Genomic DNA, 19,983 nt, shown 5'->3' on the forward strand with positions numbered 1-19,983 from the left:
CTTACGCTTGTTTTAGAGGAGATTCTCCTGATATTGTTATACCCATAGACCTAGCTGTCCCAGCGATCATGCTCATAGCAGACTCGACAGTGAACGCATTTAAATCAACCATTTTGTCATCTGCGATTGCTCTAATAACGTCCCAAGTAACGCTAGCTACTTTTTTACGATTAGGCTCACCAGAACCAGACTTTAGCTTTGCAGCATCCAACAATTGAATAGCAGCAGGTGGCGTTTTAACGACAAACTCGAAAGATTTGTCTTTATAAACTGTAATTTGCACTGGGCAAACTTTGCCGGCTTTATCTTGGGTTCTCGCATTAAATTGCTTACAGAACTCCATGATATTAACACCAGCAGCACCTAAAGCAGGTCCAACCGGTGGCGATGGGTTCGCAGCACCTCCCTTAACTTGTAGTTTAACTACTTTACTAATCTCTTTAGCCATTTTTTAAAAATTTAACACATCATCATTGGAAGCGATTGATGTGGTTTATTATAGATGTAACAAAAATTATACTTTTTCAACTTGCATAAAACTCAATTCCAAAGGTGTTTTTCTTCCGAAAATTTTCACCATGACCTCAAGTTTACGCTTCTCATCATTAATTTTCTCAACCGTTCCGTTAAAACCATTGAAGGGACCATCAATTACTTTGATCGTTTCTCCTATATTAAATGGAACAGAGTGAGTATCCGTTTTAACAGCTAACTCATCCACTTTTCCTAACATTCTATTTACTTCGGTTAATCTTAAAGGAACAGGATCTCCGCCTTTAACTTCACCTAAAAAACCAATAACACTTGTTATAGACTTAATAATATGAGGTATCTCTCCAGCAAGATTGGCTTCAATCATAACATAACCCGGGAAGTACACTTTATCTTTAGTGATTTTTTTTCCTTCACGAACTTGAACCACTTTTTCGGTAGGAACAAGAACTTGGGAAATATAATCGGCCATCCCCAACCTGTTGATTTCAGTTTCGATGTAAGCCCTAACTTTATTTTCCTGTCCGCTTACGACTCTTACAACATACCATTTTTTTACAATATTATCTGTCATCACAAAAAGATTATGCTTTTATCCAATTAAAAAATCCAGCCAATGCTTTTGCGAAAACTTCATCTACTCCCCAAGTTGCCAAGGCGAATAGTACTGAAAAAACAGCAACAACAATTGTTAAACGCTGCACTTCTGCCCATTCCGGCCAAGTCACGTTTGACTTTAATTCTTCGAATGCTTCCGATATATAATTAACAACTTTCATTCTGATTTTGTTTTTGCACGGGCGGAGGGATTCGAACCCCCATCAACGGTTTTGGAGACCGCTATTCTACCCTTGAACTACGCCCGTAGTTAAAAGCCAGTAACAACCTAAGCAGTTACTGGCTTTACTTAATTATATATAACTATGCTGTGATTTCAGTTACCTGACCAGCACCTACTGTTCTACCACCTTCACGGATAGCAAAACGTAAACCTACGCTCATTGCGATTGGACTCAACAAAGTAACATTTATAGTTAAGTTGTCTCCTGGCATTACCATTTCTACTCCTTCTGGTAAAGTAATAACTCCTGTTACATCAGTAGTACGTACATAGAACTGTGGACGGTAGTTATTATGAAATGGAGTATGACGTCCACCTTCTTCTTTTTTCAAGATATAAACCTCAGCTTTGAAAGTAGCGTGTGGTTTTACCGAACCTGGCTTAATGATAACCATTCCTCTTTTGATAGATTCTTTATCAATACCACGCAACAATAAACCTACGTTATCTCCTGCTTCACCTCTGTCAAGGATTTTACGGAACATCTCAACTCCAGTAATAGTAGAAGTTAATTTTTCAGCTCCCATACCAATGATTTCAACAGCATCTCCTGTATTAGCAATACCAGTTTCGATACGACCTGTAGCAACAGTTCCACGACCAGTAATTGTAAATACATCCTCAACTGGCATCAAAAATGGTTTTGCAGTATCACGAATTGGCTCTTCGATCCATGAATCACACGCAGCCATTAATTCAATAATTTTCGGTACCCAAGCTGGATCGTTATTCAATCCACCTAAAGCTGAACCTTGAATTACAGGACAGTTGTCTCCATCATATTCATAGAAAGACAATAAGTCTCTAATTTCCATTTCAACCAATTCCAACAATTCCTCATCATCAACCATATCCACTTTATTCATGAATACTACCATTCTAGGAATACCAACCTGACGACCTAAAAGGATATGCTCACGTGTTTGTGGCATTGGTCCATCAGTTGCAGCTACAACAAGAATAGCACCGTCCATTTGAGCAGCACCAGTAACCATGTTTTTTACGTAATCGGCGTGACCTGGACAGTCAACGTGTGCGTAGTGACGGTTAGCAGTTTCGTACTCAACGTGAGATGTATTAATTGTAATACCTCTTTCTTTTTCTTCTGGAGCATTATCAATTTGATCAAATGATTTTGCTTGACAGTAACCAGCATCAGATAACACTTTAGTTATTGCTGCAGTTAAAGTAGTTTTTCCGTGATCCACGTGTCCGATAGTCCCAATATTTAAATGGGGTTTGTTACGGTTAAAGGTTTCTTTTGCCATTTTACTTAATTTTAATCTTAGTTATATAATATATTAGTGTTCAAATTTTCAACATTATTGAGCCAACTACGGGAATTGAACCCGTGACCTCTTCCTTACCAAGGAAGCACTCTACCCCTGAGCTAAGTCGGCAGAGAAATTTTTATTTCAAGTTTAACGCTTCAACAACTTGAAACTTGAAATTTTTAAACTTCATTTATAGATTATCTCCCTTTCGGTCGGTGATCCTGTAAGGCGGTGCCTTACTCAAACTTTTAACTCAAATTTACTCGAAAGTAAACTTTCGGATAAATTTTCTTTAAAAATTTGTGGGGAGAGCAGGATTCGAACCTGCGAAGTTCACACAGCAGATTTACAGTCTGCCCTCGTTGGCCGCTTGAGTATCTCCCCTTTTTTATCGTTGCAGATTTTCGATTGAGGATAATGATTTTGATTTCTAAAATCCAATATCACTATTCTGAAATCTAAAATCATCTTGAGCCGGTGGAGGGACTCGAACCCACGACCTGCTGATTACAAATCAGCTGCTCTAGCCAACTGAGCTACACTGGCATATACAATAAAAAAAGTCCGCTATTTCTAACGGACTGCAAATGTATATCTTTTTGTTTTTTAATCAAAATGTTTTTATGAAAAATTTAGATTAAATATGTGTATTGATTTTTTCTTTTCTCTTTACCAACAATCGTTCCAATGATTCGGCAGATTGATCCATCGCTTCTTCAAAGGTTTTACATTGTTTTTTCACCACAAAATCATCTCCTGGCACATGAAGTTTCACTTCGGCAATCTTATTTTCCTTGTCACTTGTTTTTTCTACTTTCAAAAAAACATCCGCAGAAACAATTTTATCATAATATTTTTCAAGTCTATCCATTCTTTCCTGAACAAAATCTACTAATTTACCGTCAACAGTAAAGTTAACCGCATTCACATTTACCTTCATAATCAAAGTTTTTTTTATGGTTAATATTATTTAAATTATTCTTGGTTTCTAGGATGCGCATTTCCGTAAACTTTTTTTAGCTCCGACAAACTGCTATGGGTATATATTTGCGTTGATGCCAAACTAGAATGCCCTAATAATTCTTTCACTGAATTTATATCTGCCCCATTATTCAGTAAGTGAGTCGCAAAAGTATGCCTTAAAATGTGCGGACTCTTTTTTACTTTCTCAGAGACATGACTAAAGTAGTTATTTATTAGACGATACACAAGCGAATCATTCATTTTAACGCCCTTTGTTGTTAAGAAAAAAAAGTCTCCATCCTTAATTTGCTCTAAATTAGCCCTTTCAACCAAATACAAAATAATTTGTTGGAAAAGAATTGGCAATATAGGCAGAACCCTTTCCTTATTTCTCTTCCCCAAAACTTTCAGGGTATGATTTGACGAATTTATATTTACTACTTTAAGATGAATTAATTCCGTTCTTCGAATTCCTGTCGTATAAAACAAATCTATAATTAGCTTATCCCTAACACCTTCAAAACCGTCCGGATATTTGATTTGATGCAGCACGTTGTCCAATTCTTTTTCGGAAAATGGAATTTGAAGGATTTTAGGCGTCTTTAAAGCTTTGTGTTTCAATAATGGACCAACCTCAATTTGTTTGGTTTTCAACAAAAATCTGTAAAATGCTTTTAAGGAAGAAATTTTTCTATTAATAGATGTATTTGAAATTTCGGCATCAACCAAGGACACAATCCAACTTCTGATTTGGCTGTAGTTTACCTCCAGAAGATTTTTTTGTTCAAATTCTTTATTTATGAATAGTTCAAAAAAACTTAGATCATTCAAATAGGCATTCACGGTGTGCGGAGAATACTTTTTCTCCAGCTGCAGATAATCCCGGAATGACTGTAAGTTGTTTGACATAAAAAGATGCTTTGCTTCGGTTTCTCATAGTTCCTCACGACAGTGCATAAAAAAACCGTTAGTATCAAAGGTATTAAACTTTAATGACTAACGGTTGTATCTCAAAAAGTTATTACTAACTTTCTAAATTGTCTCTCATGTTTTGAATGTAGGCCGCTTTTTGGATTTTCATTCTATTGGTTACAGAAGGTTTAATAAAAGCAGTACGCGCTCTTAACTGACGAACAGTTCCTGTTTTATCAAATTTTCTTTTATAGCGCTTTAATGCTCTATCGATATTTTCTCCGTCTTTAATTGGTATAATTAACATAATATAGACACCTCCTCTCGTTAAGGGTGCAAAAGTAATTATTATTTTGAATTAGGAGTTATGAATTGTGAATTATTTTAAAAAAGAAAACAGAATGGAGATTAAAGAGATGCCATTTCGTTAGGAAAAGCCCAGATACAATTTCTTGTTCTTGGTGTTCCATACACTCTTTGTTTGTTTATAGCTATTTCAGGATAAGACTGTGTGGGCACAGATTTAAAATCTTTATCAAACGACGTTGCACTGACATTCCCTGACTGTATGAGTAAATTGCTTCGTTCCTCGCAATGACTACTCTCTCAACAAATTCCTAGAAATCACCACTTTTTGAATCTCTGTGGTTCCTTCGCCAATAGTGCATAATTTTGAATCCCTGTAAAATTTCTCTACTGGATAATCTTTGGTATATCCATAACCCCCATGTATTTGAACGGCTTCGTTGGCCACTTTTACGCAAACTTCTGAGGAATACATTTTTGCCATAGCGCCGGCAGTAGTAACTGGTTTGTGTTGTTCTTTTAGGAAGGCCGCTTTGTGCAACAACAATTCCGAAGCTTCAATTTCAGTAGCCATGTCGACCAATTTGAATGAAATCCCTTGAAATTCACAAATGGCTTGGCCAAATTGGTGTCGCTCTTTAGAATATTTCAAAGCCGCTTCATAAGCTCCCTTGGCGATTCCTAAAGACAATGCACCAATGGAAATTCGTCCTCCATCTAAAATTTTCATTGCCTGAATAAATCCCTGACCTACTTCCCCTAACCTATTAGCATCGGGAATTCGGCAATTGTCAAAAATCAATTCTGCGGTTTCGCTGGCGCGCATCCCTAACTTATTTTCTTTTTTTCCCGAGGTAAATCCTTTCGTTCCTTTTTCAAAAACAAAAGCGGTCATTCCTTTAGAATCTCCTTTTTCGCCTGTTCGAACAATTACCACCGAAATATCTCCAGAAATAGCGTGTGTAATAAAGTTCTTTGCGCCATTTACAATCCAATGTTCTCCGTCTTTTACGGCAGTAGTATTCATTCCGCCTGCATCAGATCCTGTATTGTGTTCAGTTAACCCCCAAGCACCTATATATTCTCCGGTTGCTAATTTTGGAATCCATCTTTGCTTTTGCTCTTCACTCCCGAAGGTCAAAATATGATTGGTACACAAAGAATTATGTGCAGCAACTGACAATCCTATTGACGGATCCACTTTAGATATTTCCTCAATAATGGTAATGTATTCGTGGTAACCCAATCCAGAACCTCCTAATTCATGCGGAACCAAAACACCCATGAAACCCATCTCTCCTAATTTCTTGAATAAATCAACAGGGAAAATTTGCGCCTCATCCCATTTCATGATGTTTGGGCGCATGTGCTGCTCGGCGAAATCTCGAATTGATTGGGCAATTAGTACTTGGGTTTCGTTATAGTCAAAGTTCATTTTAGCAGCTATTTTTATTAGAATTCCAAATATAGTGTAATTATATTGATTTTTTCAGCAGGAAAATCCTTAATCTTTATTAAATCCGCAGTATTTTTAATCTCCCCATTCATGCTCCTGTAGGTCACAATGGATTTGGCGAGGGCATATCTAAAATAAGGAAATTGCATTAGTTCCTTTACGGAAGCGTTATTGATGTTTAGCTTTTTTACTGCGGGCTGCCCCTTAATTTTAAAATGTTCGTTTAACTTTTGCACCACTTCTGGCGATAAACCCCAAACGTCATTCATTTGTTCCATACTGACAAAGCCTCCCAGTTTTTCTTTCTCTTTAAGTATCCGCTCCGATAACCCATCTCCTATACCGTATATTTTTTTTAAATCCTCTTGAGTGGCTTGGTTGATGTCTAAAACAGTAATTTTTTCTTTCTTATCGAAAGTTGATTTTGGAAATGACTTGAAATTTTTTTTATTATTTACCCAATCCGGAAATTTAAAATAGGGAGAAATTACGTTTAACAGCGAGTCTGAAACTTTGGTTACCGCTTGAAATTCTTGAGCCGAATTGACGTATTTATTTGTTTTCCTAAATTCGAGTAATCTGTCAATTTCTTGAGTGGACATACCGAGTCTGTAACCTTTAAAATCAGTTATAAAATTGGGATTGAAAGGATAAATCTTTGGTACATAATCCCTTTTTTCCTGTTTTGCAGCATCTATTTGGTTTTGAAAAGAAAGCCATTGTTGCTTATCGGGGTTTGTTGTCTCGACAGCCGTAAAATCGACAAAGAAATAAAGCAATTGCAGAATTATTATTAGGAACAACAACATGAAAATTCCGCTTCGCTGTGCCGAAGTATATTTGAAATACGATTTAAACGTGGTAAAGTTCATGAACTGGAATTAAATTTACAAATCGAAAACAGAGCTACGTTTCGCCCGAACTAAGTCTTTAAGTCGAATCCAAAATGCCAAAGTGAGATAAACCCCGAACCAAAGTCCCGCAGTTACAAAAGAGATATAAATAAAAAACAATCGTACACTATTAGCGCGCATCCCCAACTTGTCGGCCAATCGAGAGGAAACATGAAAACCATATTTTTCGAAGAAATATTTGAGTCGGATTACAAAAGTCATTTGGACTACTCGTTGATTTATTGTTACTGTAAACTTACAAAATTATCTGGTTATCTTCTTCGCTAATGTACTGATTATTTTTCAGTAATTCCATTCCGATGGCGCATTCCAAGCATTTACTTTTGTTGCAATATTCACTTTTGAGCTGCAATACCGATTGGGTTTCAAATGCGTTTTTAGATTTAATCCCAAAAGCGTCAAACTTTTGGATGATGCCATTGCTTTCAGGAGTGACATCTTGCAGTAGGGCTATTAAATGCTCTGAAATTTCTTTGCCTTGGCTTTTTGAATACGCAAACTGAACCGGAACAATAGTGTTTATGATAATTAAATCGATGAAAGAAGCAGAAAGCGATTTCTTTTTCTTGCTGCTTTCCTTGTCAAACAAATAATGGGTTTGCCAATAATTTGAAACGGAAACCCGAAAAACAGCATGAATTTCTTGTACCGAATTTGCTTCAATCACTTTGGAGAATAAATTTTGTTTGCTGTGGTATACACTTGCCAATTGTGACAATCGAATCGTCGGGAAATTGTCAGGCCGATGTTTAAAAAACTGAACGGGTTCGAAAACCGATTTTTCCAGTTGGTATTTGTGCGACATATAATCGAACCTCGACACTAAATCTTTAAAATAGCTGTCTTCTTTTTCGCCGTTTAACAAACCCGCCATTCCAAAAAGAAGGGCCTCGAGGTTTTCAATTTCAAAACTTTCTTTTCTAACAATGGTAAACGGGATGGATTGCGCGATTTTCAAAAACAATTCTCCGTTCGTATTCAACCCGAAGTTCTTTGCCAAAAGACAAAACAGCACCGCTTCCCAATCGTGGTTGGTTTGCGCCAATAGTTCTTCGATATGTTTTGACTTTCTCTCCAAGCGCTCAAAAAACAAGCGTTCCTGCCAGTTGCTCAGCATAAAAGCATCAATGGAACCCAATTGTTTTTCGCAGAAGATCCATGATTTTGGCGTCATCAAAGATTGATAGTTATCTAACGTTTCCTTAGAAACATAATTCTTCAATTCCAAAACCGGAATCTCGGTATTGTTTTTCCTAAAAATTTCGGTGTCGTGTTCCCAAACCACATGAAGAATGACGTTTTCATAGGCCTCATCACGTTCGTGATGGTGCACGTACCAATCAGAAGATTTGATGTGAATTTCTACATTTCCAGCCCATTTTTGATTGGCAATGGTGAGTTGTGCGTTGAAAAAATCTGGCCCGGCAAGTTGCAAATACTGTCCGCCGTTTAGGATGGTAACCGCTTCTCCATTTGAAGTTGTCAAATTTGCAGTGTCAAACTTTTTGAATTTCCAGAGGTAATGGAGAAAATCTTCTTTCATGATTCGATTGTTAGAACGTTAGAATTTTGGATTGTTAGACCGAAAGACTAAAGTAGTAAAAATTTAACAAATTCTCCGGAAAAATAAATGAAACAAAATCCTCACCCCCAACCCTCTCCACACGAGCGACAGCGAACTGGCGAAGCAAAGGAGAGGGAGCCAAAACCGCATGTAAATTCACATTTATTACCGCAACATGTACAATTTGGCGCAAGCCCTAGCATCAGACAATGCTTCGTGGTGGTTTAATTTTATATTCATTTCGCGGCAACAATCGCTTAATTTGGTTGGCACAATCCCTTTAGATTTGTATATTTTTACGGTGCATTCCCAACGGGAAGCGATATTCAAATCGGCATAATTCAAACCGTAAAGTGCCATAGATTTCGCAAGTACGTTTCGGTCAAAACTTTCATTATGTGCCACCACTACCCTGTTTTCGAGCCGTTTTTGGATTTCCGGATACACCTGTGAAAAGGTTTTCGCGTTCATGGTGTCGCGAGGGTAAATTCCGTGAACGGCAATTGTATAAGGAGAATATTCGTTCTTGGGCGGCTTGATTAACGTGACAAACTCATCGACAATCACACCGTTTTCTACGGTGACAATCCCAACGGAACACGGATGATAGGCTGTGGCAGTTTCAAAATCTATGGCGGTGAAGGTCAATTTGATTTCAGATTTAGGATTAACGATTCTTGATTTCAGATTTATAACAACAATGATTTGGGCAGCATTTCCAGAAAAGGCATCGCTTTAGAATAATCTAGGGATACGTAAAACAATCCCAATCTGTTCAAGTTTTTATAATAATCGTCTATATGTAGTAAGTGATAATATATAATGATTTACTGTATAGAATCAATCATATCGTATTTAAACATAGTATCACGTCTTACTTTATCGACCCAATAATATCCGATTTTGTGATAATATGGTGGTTCCCGTTTTCTAAATCCACTAAAACGGCGTCGTTTTCTTTGGTGAATAATCGGGAAAGCACTTCAATGGGTGTTCCCAGTTTTACAATTGGGAACGGTTTTCCCATCACTTCTTTGATGGGTTTGTCGGCTACATTTTTATCGGCAACATAACTTTGGAACAAATCACTCTCGTCTACAGAGCCCACAAATCCAGTGATGTCTATTACCGGAATTTGCGATATTTTGTATTTGCGCATCCGTTCTATGGCGTGCGAAACCAATTCTTCGGTTCGCACCACAATCAGCGGCTTTTGGATGTAGTCTTTAATGACGTCTTCGGCCTTCGTAATGTCTTCATCCAGAAAACCGCGTTCCCGCATCCAATCGTCATTGAACATTTTACCCACATAACGGCTTCCGGAATCGTGAAACATAACGACAATTACATCTTCGGGCTTGAAGTGTTCTTTGAGTTGCAATACGCCTTTTACCACCGCACCGGCTGAATTTCCCACAAATATCCCTTCTTCCAGCGCAATTTTACGGGTATAAACCGCAGCGTCCTTATCGGTTACTTTTGTAAAACCATCAATCAGGGAAAAGTCAACATTTTTAGGGAGAATGTCCTCCCCGATTCCTTCGGTGATATAAGAATAGATTTCGTTTTCATCGAAAATTCCGGTTTCGTGGTATTTCTTAAAAACGGATCCGTAGGTATCAATGCCCCAAATTTTGATGTTGGAATTTTTCTCTTTTAAATATTTGGCCACACCAGATATGGTGCCACCCGTTCCTACTCCAACCACAAAATGCGTGATTTTACCCTCGGTTTGTTCCCAAATTTCGGGACCGGTTTGTTCATAATGCGCTATGGAATTGGATGGATTGTCATATTGATTGACGTACCACGAATTGGGCGTTTCTAAAGCTAGTCTTTTGGAAACCGAATAATAGGAACGGGAATCGGTAGGATCCACATCAGTAGGGCAAACGACAACCTTGGCGCCCACGGCACGGAGTATATCCATTTTTTCTTTGGATTGTTTGTCTGAAATTACACAGATGAGTTTGTATCCTTTGATGATGGCCACTAATGCCAGCCCCATACCGGTATTCCCGGAAGTCCCTTCGATGATGGTTCCCCCTGGTTGTAAGCGTCCGTCAGCTTCGGCGTCTTCCACCATTTTAACGGCCATTCGGTCCTTGGCAGAATTTCCGGGATTGAAAGTCTCTACTTTGGCCAAGACCAAAGCATCGATTTCGGCGGTCACTTTATTTAACTTGACTAATGGCGTATTGCCAATGGTTCCTAATATGTTTTCTGAATATTTCATATCTGTTTCGGATTATTTTTTACTGAATTATAACCATTCGGCTCCCAAATATAAGAATTTGTTATAAAAGTACCCCTTATCGTTTTGTTAAGATTGCGTGCGGGATGGAAGCGGCATCCCACGCTTTTGGGCGTGGATACAGCAGACAGCGCGTTTTCACGCCCAAAAAAAAAATAGATTCAATTTCTGTTTATTATTACGGAAAACTATTGGAAGAAATTCCAAACCAGTCCAAAACGAATCAGGAAATCGCGGTACGGGTAATTGGGTGCGGAATAAAAGGCATTGGTATTGGACAATGCGGAATTGAAATGCTCCGCTTTCACGAAAATTCGGGTTTGACGAATTCGGGCATTGACGAAGAAATCGAAATTAGCAAAGTCGCCTATTTCTTTTTTGTTTTGAACAAAAAACTCTGCAATAACGGGGTTATAATTGTTGGCGTAGTATTTTGTAAAATAGTTAAAGGTAATTCCCGTTTGGAGGTAGAGCGCTTTTTTGAAATAATAATCAGACCAATACAGCGTGTTTCTGGTTACCAATCGCGGCACGTTTAAAACGTCGTTTTGCTGGTCTACTTTCTGGTACAGCACAGTGTTGTCTAGCGCCAATTTCCAGAATTTGATTTCCTTGTTGACTTTTACCGACAGATAATTAATGGTGTTGGCGTACTGTTTTGGAGTCACCAATTGAATGCTGTCATTCGTGCTTTTGTCCTCAAAATACAGGAAATCATTGAGCGTTGCCGCTTGCAATGTGGCGTTAAACCATTGCGTGTTGGCATTGATTTGGATGTTGTTAATTTTCTCGTTTTTGAAATTATTGAACCAATTGTAGTTCACATAGCTGCTTTGATGCAGATTGTAAATGTGATTGGGCAATTTATTCATGTTTTGGTATTGAAATGACAGTTGGTTTTTATCATTAATTTTATATTTCAGACTTCCGTCGATGTTTGTCAAAGACTGATTCGTAATAGAGTTGGAATATAAAAATACGCCGTTCCATTTCTTTTTACGGTATTCATATTGCGCACCAAAAGAGTTGATGTTATCGTTTATGGAACTCGGAATAACTTGATTGGAAAGCACAAAAATGGCATTGTAATAATAATTGTATCTAAAATCGTCAACAAAAAACTGAAACTTGCCTAGAGTGGTGTTTTCATAAACTGCGCCCACTTTATTGTACATTTTGTTGTAGCGAACCTGGTCGTTGATGCCGCTTGAAACAAAAGGATCTCCAAATCTATTGATGCTTTTGTCGCCAATGGTTGAAGTTACAGTAGCCTGGTTGTATTCGAAAAACTTGTTTTCATAATTGAACTGATGGGTAATCCATAGATTGTTGTTGCCCTGGGTTGTGTTGACTCTAAAATTATGGTCAAAAAAGATCCGTTTGCCTTTCATGAAGGTTTTGGCATCTTTTAAATACACCTCCAACCGTTGTCTTTCTTTATAGTCGGAATTTTTGCTTTCAAAATCTTCTAATGTGGTGATTCCGCCGTTTTCTCCATTAAGGAAATCCTGCCCCGTGTAATGCGCATTTAAAAAATAACGCTTATTTTTAGTGGCATAGCTTGTGGTGAATCTAAAATTTCCGGTACTGGACAATTGGTTGATATACCTCCCTAAAGATCGCAAGCCCTTATAGGCCATCGAAAAATTTAAACGTTCCGAAGTATTTAATGTGATGAGGACGTCTGAGCTTTGACCCTGCTGCATCACGGTTTTAAAATACATTTCCGTTAACGGTGTTGCCACAGAATAATAATTGATTTTGTTGGCTTCCAGATAATTGAAATGTTTGGCTTTGTACCCAAATTCGGGATAGGGCGAAAAGGCGTTTAAGCCAAATTGCAAGGTGTTGTAGGTTTGGCCTTCGTTGGCGAATGGCAAAAGTCCAAAATTATCCTTGCGCAGGTAATTGTACTCGTATTCTTTTTTTATGGTCAGCGAAGTGTCGACATAGGTAGTATCCCGTTCCAAAGAGATGATTCGGTAGGAAGTGATAGGGGCTTTTTGAGCAAGTTCTTTGGCTTTTTGCTCCGCTGATTTGATAAGACTCTTTTTGGGTTTTTCCGTCGCAGGCTGTTGCGAAAAAACAAAAAGGGTAAAAAGTAAAGATAAAGCCGAAAATACAATTCTCATAAATAGGTTATATGGAACAAAAATAGCCTTTTGTTTGTAAATAGCATAAAATAGAAATAAAACTTATGATTTAAAACCAGAGTTGATGAAAATCAAGGAACCCTTCGTCCGAACTTTCTACATTTTATTGTTTGTAACGGAAGTGCCTGATCGTTTTGCCCCTAAGCAGTCAAACGGGAGTTCCCTTTTGCATTGCGTTTGCACAAAACAATGTCAAGTGCCGCAAACATTGGTTCTAAACGTCAAACTTGACGTTGTTAGGGTCAAATTTGACGTACTGTGGTGTCAAATTTGACGTCGAGAACCCCAAATTTGACGTTCCTGACGTCAAATTTGACGTGTTATGGGGTCAAATTTAGGGTCGGTGACGTCAAATTTGACGTTTTTGAACGCGTTGGCGTTTGAAATCCTGATTGGGTTTAAAAACTGTACTGTTCGTTTATTGCTTCAAATATGTTAATGCCGTTTTTGCTATTGCTGGGAGGTGGGAATTTGTCTTAGAGCAACTACACATTGCCAAGTTCGAAGAAGTGAATTTATTCCATTTGCTAGCAACATGAAATATTAAAGACAATAATTACAGACGAAAAAAAAAATTGGCTCTAAAATTTGATGAAATTTCAAAATATTTAATTAATACAAAACATTTCTAATACATTATTTTCTATGAAACCCAATACTCACTATAAAAATTATCACTTTTCATCAATTCATTATGATTCCCACAATGTGTAATCGTTTTATTATCTAAAACATAAACAACATCAGCATTTTTCCTCAAGGCGTTTAAACGATGTGAAATAAAAAAAATAGCACAATTAGGCTTAATCTTTTCAAATAAATTCATTGTAAAGTTTTCAGTATTTCTATCCATTGATGATGTTGCCTCATCAAGAATTAAAAACTGAGGCTTTTTATACAAAACCCTTGCTAAAGCAATAATTTGTTTTTGCCCACCACTCAAATTAATCCCTTCTTCACCAAGAAGAGTCGCCAATCCTTGAGGTAATAGATTAAAATAAGCATGAAATCCAAAAGCAGTCAGAAAAGAAATTATATTTTCAGGGGTTGTGACCTCGCCTAATAAAATATTATCTATAACATTCCCGTTAAAAATAGTTACTTCTTGAGGAACAACACCAATCAAGTTTCTATAACTTTTCAAGTTAATTTCGGGGAGTTGAAAAGTGTTATTAATAACAATATTTCCGTTTTCAAAACTGTAAAAACGTTGTAAAATTTGCCCTAAAGTACTTTTACCACCACCGCTTTCTCCAACAATAGCGGTAAACTTACCTTTTTCAATATTGATGTTTACATTGGCAAACAACTCACTTCTTCCTGCAAAACGAAACGATAGATTTTGAATTTTAATAGTGTTTATTTCAGTTATTATAACTCCTTCTTCTTTCTCTTTTTCAATAGAAGCAAATTCATACATTCTATTAAAAGCAATTTTTGCTTCGTTTATTGGAATAGCAATTAAAGCTATATTAGCAATAGAAGGCAATAATGAACCAACAATTCCAAGAATTGCCATCAACTCTCCTAATTTGATTTCTTTATTAAAGACCTCAATAGAGGTATAAACTAAAACCCCAATCAAAAAGAAAACACTTGCCAAACCTGATTGCCATGACAATGTGATATATATTTTTCCTAGATTGAATAACTTTTCTTGAAAGCCTGCAAAAATAACCTCATTTGTTTTTTCAAAAACCGCTTGTTTATTATCATTTTTTATAGTTGCAATTCCTTGAATTGTGCTAATATAATTGCTTTCATTAAAAGCATAACTCTGCATAACTTCTTTTTGTGAATTGACAATTTTCTTGTTGCTTCTATAAATGATGTAAAAGTAAATTGGTAAACTTAACAATGAAAATAATCCTAATTTCCAGGAATAACCAAATAAGAAAAATAAGGAAATTATAGAAACCAAAACGTCAATAATTAAACTACTTGCCAGCATTTTAATAACGTGTTGCACACGTTGTGTATCATTTAATCGCGCTACAAGTTCACCTATTTTTCTAGTATCAAAAAAAGGTTTTGGCAAATATAATATTGAAGAAAAAAATTGAGTATTAATTCTATTATTAAAATCTTTAGATTGTTGCAGTAAAAAAAACTCTCTTAAAACAGAAATGCCAACTCTTGCTATAAGAAGAATAGCCAATAAAACAATTCCAGAAATTAGTTTTTTTATATTGTGAGATGGCAAAATATCATCTATCAATTTTTGAGAAAATAATGACATTGCCATTCCTAAACCAGCCACAAAAGCACCCAGTAAAACCGAAATCCAAAGTAGTTTGTAATCTTCTTTTAACAAATTAAAAAACCATTTTCTTTGAGAATTCTTAGCTGTTTTTTCTTTTACAAATTGTTTGTTAGGCTCTAGCGTTAAACAGCTTTTAGAAACCCAAATGGCTTCCAACTCGCTCTTACTTAAATAATATATTCCCATTGCAGGGTCGCCAATTAAAAACCCTTTTTCTTTGCTGTATTCATAACAAACCACATAATGGTGCAATTGTTTTTCAATAAGAACATGCAGAATAACAGGTTGTTTATGTTCAATTAAAGCGTTCAAATCGGCTTCACAACCCTCAGCCATAAACCCAATTTGGTTGGCTACTTGATACAGTCCTAATAGAGTTGTGCCTTGTTTTGTTGTGCCACTCAACTCTCGCAATTTCTCGATAGACTGGTTACCTTCATACCATTTTATAAGGCTCATTAAACAAGCAACGCCGCAATCTGACTGGTCAAGTTGTAGCATGTGCGTTTTCTCTATATGTTTTAAATCCATTTTTTAGTGTTGCAAGGAACGAAGCAATCTACTGATTGAAATTACATTCTTAATTTGTAATACGAAATTTTCTCAAAAGTACTTCTGCTTTTATCTGTCCTTTAATTTTTTCAATTAAATGGTCATTTTTGTCATAAAGCACCAGGCTAGGAACTGATTTAACATCAAATGTAGTGGCAAAAGTAACTTTAGAATCACATAAAAAATGAATATTGCCATAACCTATTAGTTTATACTGTATTGCAAAATTTTTAATTTTATAAAGCGTTTCAAATGAAATGAAAACGAGTTGAAAGGGCTTAAACTTTTCTCTATTTTCACTTACCATTTGCGCTTCGGCTTGGCAATGCTCGCATTCACTATTAAAGTATAAGAAAATAGTAGCCGTGTCTTGCTTTAGGCTTTTATTAGAAAAAACAGAGCCATCTAATTTTAGATATTGAAACTCGGGAATGGTTTTAATGTTTTCGTCAATTGCCTTTTTATGATTTATTTTAGAAATAATCTCATAACTCATAAAAGCAAACAGTCCTAAAAATAGAATGAGGAAAGTAATTTTAAAATATTTTTTCATTATGAATAGTTTAGAGTAAAAAACATTACGACTGTAACCCATAACAATAATGCAGGCAAATAACTATAACAAACTATTTTTAGTCCATTATCGGCATTTGTTTTTGTTAAATAGCCTATTTGGTAGGATAAATAAATAATATAAGCCAGCTCAAAAATGTTTAATACTTGAAAAGGATAAATTAACCAAGGATCTAATCCTTTATATCCCGTAATATTTAGTGCTGAAAGTGGATAAAAATATTGAATATCCTCAATGGTAAAATTAGGTTGAAAAAAGTAGAACCAAATTATTTTTGTAATACCAACAAGTAGGTATATATATTCTCCTTTAACAATAACGCTCCAAAAATATTTATATTTAACCTCTTTATTGCAAAAAAAATAAGCTCCAACAGAAACCGTAGAAGTTATTAAAGATGTTTTAAGTATATAAAAAAAGGGGATAAAAATGTACGAAATCAATCTCCATTTATTTTTAAATTCAAAATATTGATTTAATTGATTTCCTGTTAATTTATTAAATAATGAATCATATAATAGTTTTTCAGTATTAAGTATATTATTTAAAAAATAATTAATAGTTATAAGTAATACTGAAAGTAATGATATGTGCAAAAAAAACATTTGTCTAAACCTCATTTTAGATAGTTCTTAAAAATATAAAAAAGTCTCAAAAAAATATTTTTATTGAGACTTTCGCATTTTATCAAAATTAAAATATGTAAAATTATTTTTTAAATTATTTTATTTTTATATTTCACATACAACATTAATGTTGTCGATATAAAAGTAAATATGCAAATTATTGAAGTCGATATTGAAAGAAATCCATCTAAAATCAAAAAAATTGTATAAATACCCAAAAGCAATGCATTAATTACAGACCAAATAATAATACTTTTTTTAGTTATCATTTCATTTTTTTTATTAATGATTAATCTCCCAAGCTAGAGCCCCTATACCAGCTCCTGTACAAAATGCCCCCCCCAAAGTTAGTCCAAAAACTGTCCCAGCCCCAAAAGTAAAAATCCCAGCCGCAACTGAAGCTAAACCTATCGCCGCACATCCAACTCCAATACCAGTTATTACACCATTTTTCCGACCTGTATTTGCGCCACCTTCCAGATTTTCCATCTGATTTAATTCTAATTTTTTCATTTATTATAAGTAATTTATTGTGTTTATTTTTCAACACAAAAGTAATTATTATATGCTTTTTTAATTATTTATAAAATGGGTATTTTATCCCACTTTTTACATATCTCAAATTTACTTTATTATATTTGCATTAACAACACAACTATAAAACAATAAATGAACAAAACAGTAATTACTAATTTAAAAAATCTTCGTAAAAACAAAGGCTGGTCTCAGGAACATGTTGCAGATAGCTTAAATTTATCGCAATCAACCTATGCCCGTATAGAAAGTGGAGAGAGTAGGTCTTGGGCAATTCATTTAATGAAAATATGTGATATTTTTGAAAAAAATCCTGAAGATTTGTTTAAAAAAGAATTAATTTTAAGAGCAAATGAAAAATACAAAGTATCCAATAATGCTTTAGATATAAATCAACTTTCCGAAAAGCTTATAGAGCAATATGAAGAAAGAATAAAAGAATTGAAAGAAACCATCATCGAATTAAAAAACCAAAAAAGCTAAATAGTAACAATCTTGTGCGGTTATAACAAAATATTCTCGTAAAACATAGTGTTAATTTCTATCAATTATTATTTTTATAAACTTAAGTATATAGATTGTAATTTTTGAAAAAAAATAGATTTTGAAATATTAAACTGACGCGTTAACAAAAACTAAATTTTATTTTTGAAGTTGAAAAAAGCGCAATAAATAACTATTAGTATTATGTAATGTCTTTGCAATCCAAATTACTAGAATATAAACGCCATCGAAATGGATAAAAAAAACCGCAACATCACTGTTACGGTTTTTAAAAATAGTATTTTTCACCAAATTGGTGTGAAAATTATTCCTTATTCCACGATTTTTTTCATGGCCGTCATGGCAGCACGAAGTTCGGCACCACAAATTTCGATGGAGTGTTCGCGGATGGCCGCATTTACTTTTACCAATTCGAAATTATCCACTTGTCCGTTGTTTCCAGCGTTGAAGTTTTTACCGATGATGTTGGTCTCTACCGTTTTCATGAAGTCCGTCAAAAGAGGTTTACAAGCATGATCAAACAAGTAACAACCGTATTCTGCCGTGTCAGAAATAACGCGGTTCATTTCGAACAATTTCTTACGGGCAATGGTGTTGGCAATAAGTGGTGTTTCGTGCAAGGACTCGTAGTAAGCCGATTCGTTTTTGATTCCGGAAACGGTCATGGTTTCGTAAGCCAATTCAACTCCTGATTTCACAAAAGCAACCATCAAAGTCGCATTGTCAAAATATTCTTGTTCCGAAATTTCCATGCTTCCTGCAGGTGTTTTTTCGAAATCGGTTTGACCGGTAGCTTCACGCCAAGTCAACAAGTTTTTGTCGCCAGCAGCCCAGTCTTCCATCATGATTCTTGAGAATTCGCCTGACAAGATATCATCCATGTGTTTCACGAACAACGGACGCATGATGTCTTTTAATTCTTCGGATATTTTGAACGCTTCAATTTTAGCAGGATTGGATAAACGATCCATCATGTTGGTAATACCACCAATTTTCAAGGCTTCGGTAATTACTTCCCAACCGTATTGTACTAATTTAGAAGCATACGCAGCGTCAATTCCTTTTTCAACCATTTTGTTGAAACTCAAAATAGAACCGGTTTGCAACAAGCCACAAAGAATGGTTTGTTCTCCCATTAAATCTGATTTTACCTCAGCAACAAATGATGAAAGTAAAACACCGGCTCTGTGTCCACCGGTTCCAACGCAATACGCTTTTGCGATTTCCAATCCATCTCCGTTAGGATCGTTATCCGAGTGAACGGCAATTAGTGTAGGAACACCAAAACCGCGTAAATATTCGTGACGCACCTCAGAAGCCGGAGATTTTGGAGCAATCATCACCACGGTTAAGTCTTTACGAATTTGCATTCCTTCTTCTACGATATTAAAACCGTGTGAGTAAGACAAGCAAGCCCCTTTTTTCATTAAAGGAACAATTTTGTTTACTACAGCTGTGTGTTGCTTGTCTGGAGCCAAATTAGAAACTAAATCGGCAGTAGGAATTATTTCTTCAAAAGTTCCCACTTCAAAACCGTTGTCAACCGCATTTTGGTAAGACGCTCTTTTATTGTCTATGGCTTCCTGACGCAAGGCGTAGGCTACGTGAAGACCACTATCGCGCATGTTTTGACCTTGAGCCAAACCTTGAGCACCGCAACCAATGATTACAATTTTTTTACCGATTAGTTTAGCTACTCCATCAGTAAATTCGCTGCTTTGCATAAAATCACATTTTCCTAATTCCTGAACTTTCAGACGGTGTGGAAGTGAATTGAAATAATTTGCCATTTTTTTAAAAA

General features: G+C 35.7%; 20 protein-coding genes and 4 tRNA genes. 1 reads left to right on the forward strand and 23 read right to left on the reverse strand.

What is annotated here, in order from left to right:
• Position 1: 1 nt before the first annotated feature.
• The 22 genes from rplK to DB895_RS10970 form a co-directional block, all read right to left on the reverse strand.
• Entirely contained in the window at positions 2 to 448 is a 447-nt protein-coding gene (rplK, locus tag DB895_RS10865; protein ID WP_116725394.1) for a 50S ribosomal protein L11, read from the reverse strand.
• A 66-nt stretch (positions 449 to 514) separates the two neighbouring features.
• Positions 515 to 1,066 (reverse strand): transcription termination/antitermination protein NusG, encoded by a 552-nt coding sequence (nusG, locus tag DB895_RS10870; protein ID WP_116725395.1) that lies wholly within the window; start codon positions 1,064 to 1,066, stop codon positions 515 to 517.
• Between the two features lie 10 nt (positions 1,067 to 1,076).
• The gene (secE, locus tag DB895_RS10875) at positions 1,077 to 1,271 is read right to left on the reverse strand and encodes a preprotein translocase subunit SecE (RefSeq protein ID WP_116725396.1); all 195 of its coding nucleotides are present in this window, start codon (positions 1,269 to 1,271) and stop codon (positions 1,077 to 1,079) included.
• Positions 1,272 to 1,287: 16 nt separating this feature from the next.
• Positions 1,288 to 1,358, reverse strand: a tRNA-Trp gene (locus tag DB895_RS10880).
• 55 nt (positions 1,359 to 1,413) lie between these two features.
• A complete protein-coding gene (tuf, locus tag DB895_RS10885) occupies positions 1,414 to 2,601 on the reverse strand; it encodes an elongation factor Tu (RefSeq protein WP_116725397.1) in 1,188 nt (395 codons plus the stop codon).
• 60 nt (positions 2,602 to 2,661) lie between these two features.
• A tRNA-Thr gene (locus DB895_RS10890) sits at positions 2,662 to 2,733 on the reverse strand.
• A gap of 177 nt (positions 2,734 to 2,910) precedes the next feature.
• A tRNA-Tyr gene (locus DB895_RS10895) sits at positions 2,911 to 2,991 on the reverse strand.
• Positions 2,992 to 3,079: 88 nt separating this feature from the next.
• Positions 3,080 to 3,153 (reverse strand) — tRNA-Thr (locus tag DB895_RS10900).
• Positions 3,154 to 3,244: 91 nt separating this feature from the next.
• Entirely contained in the window at positions 3,245 to 3,547 is a 303-nt protein-coding gene (gene hpf, locus DB895_RS10905; protein WP_116725398.1) for a ribosome hibernation-promoting factor, HPF/YfiA family, read from the reverse strand.
• Between the two features lie 35 nt (positions 3,548 to 3,582).
• On the reverse strand, positions 3,583 to 4,479 hold the full coding sequence (locus DB895_RS10910; protein ID WP_116725399.1) for a tyrosine-type recombinase/integrase: 897 nt from the start codon (positions 4,477 to 4,479) through the stop codon (positions 3,583 to 3,585).
• 115 nt (positions 4,480 to 4,594) lie between these two features.
• Complete coding sequence (rpsU, locus tag DB895_RS10915) at positions 4,595 to 4,789, reverse strand: 30S ribosomal protein S21 (RefSeq protein WP_116725400.1); 195 nt, start codon at positions 4,787 to 4,789, stop codon at positions 4,595 to 4,597.
• A gap of 291 nt (positions 4,790 to 5,080) precedes the next feature.
• Positions 5,081 to 6,223, reverse strand: a complete 1,143-nt coding sequence (locus DB895_RS10920; RefSeq protein WP_116725401.1) for an acyl-CoA dehydrogenase family protein — start codon at positions 6,221 to 6,223, stop codon at positions 5,081 to 5,083.
• Between the two features lie 17 nt (positions 6,224 to 6,240).
• Complete coding sequence (locus tag DB895_RS10925; protein WP_116725402.1) at positions 6,241 to 7,116, reverse strand: ComEA family DNA-binding protein; 876 nt, start codon at positions 7,114 to 7,116, stop codon at positions 6,241 to 6,243.
• A 15-nt stretch (positions 7,117 to 7,131) separates the two neighbouring features.
• Complete coding sequence (locus DB895_RS10930) at positions 7,132 to 7,359, reverse strand: PspC domain-containing protein (protein ID WP_116725403.1); 228 nt, start codon at positions 7,357 to 7,359, stop codon at positions 7,132 to 7,134.
• A 34-nt stretch (positions 7,360 to 7,393) separates the two neighbouring features.
• A complete protein-coding gene (locus DB895_RS10935; RefSeq protein WP_116725404.1) occupies positions 7,394 to 8,701 on the reverse strand; it encodes a DUF2851 family protein in 1,308 nt (435 codons plus the stop codon).
• A gap of 186 nt (positions 8,702 to 8,887) precedes the next feature.
• On the reverse strand, positions 8,888 to 9,370 hold the full coding sequence (locus tag DB895_RS10940) for a 3'-5' exonuclease (protein WP_116725405.1): 483 nt from the start codon (positions 9,368 to 9,370) through the stop codon (positions 8,888 to 8,890).
• A 226-nt stretch (positions 9,371 to 9,596) separates the two neighbouring features.
• Entirely contained in the window at positions 9,597 to 10,958 is a 1,362-nt protein-coding gene (locus DB895_RS10945) for a pyridoxal-phosphate dependent enzyme (RefSeq protein ID WP_116725406.1), read from the reverse strand.
• Positions 10,959 to 11,164: 206 nt separating this feature from the next.
• A complete protein-coding gene (locus DB895_RS10950; RefSeq protein ID WP_116725407.1) occupies positions 11,165 to 13,108 on the reverse strand; it encodes a putative porin in 1,944 nt (647 codons plus the stop codon).
• 664 nt (positions 13,109 to 13,772) lie between these two features.
• On the reverse strand, positions 13,773 to 15,923 hold the full coding sequence (locus DB895_RS10955) for a peptidase domain-containing ABC transporter (protein ID WP_116725408.1): 2,151 nt from the start codon (positions 15,921 to 15,923) through the stop codon (positions 13,773 to 13,775).
• Between the two features lie 49 nt (positions 15,924 to 15,972).
• Complete coding sequence (locus DB895_RS10960) at positions 15,973 to 16,497, reverse strand: TlpA family protein disulfide reductase (protein ID WP_166426966.1); 525 nt, start codon at positions 16,495 to 16,497, stop codon at positions 15,973 to 15,975.
• Positions 16,497 to 17,138, reverse strand: a complete 642-nt coding sequence (locus DB895_RS10965) for a hypothetical protein (protein ID WP_133242668.1) — start codon at positions 17,136 to 17,138, stop codon at positions 16,497 to 16,499. Before DB895_RS10965 ends, DB895_RS10960 begins: the two co-directional genes overlap by 1 nt.
• 288 nt (positions 17,139 to 17,426) lie before the next feature.
• Positions 17,427 to 17,657, reverse strand: coding sequence for a hypothetical protein (locus tag DB895_RS10970; protein ID WP_116725411.1), 231 nt, complete (start codon positions 17,655 to 17,657; stop codon positions 17,427 to 17,429).
• A 156-nt stretch (positions 17,658 to 17,813) separates the two neighbouring features.
• Here DB895_RS10970 and DB895_RS10975 point away from each other — a divergent pair, with 156 nt between their 5' ends.
• Positions 17,814 to 18,161 (forward strand): helix-turn-helix transcriptional regulator, encoded by a 348-nt coding sequence (locus tag DB895_RS10975; RefSeq protein WP_116725412.1) that lies wholly within the window; start codon positions 17,814 to 17,816, stop codon positions 18,159 to 18,161.
• Positions 18,162 to 18,493: 332 nt separating this feature from the next.
• On the opposite strand, the gene ilvC is transcribed toward DB895_RS10975, so the two are convergent.
• A complete protein-coding gene (gene ilvC / locus DB895_RS10980) occupies positions 18,494 to 19,972 on the reverse strand; it encodes a ketol-acid reductoisomerase (protein WP_116725413.1) in 1,479 nt (492 codons plus the stop codon).
• Between the last annotated feature and the right edge of the window lie 11 nt (positions 19,973 to 19,983).

This window comes from Flavobacterium psychrotolerans, from assembly GCF_003097635.1.
Taxonomy (GTDB): Bacteria; Bacteroidota; Bacteroidia; order Flavobacteriales; family Flavobacteriaceae; genus Flavobacterium; species Flavobacterium psychrotolerans.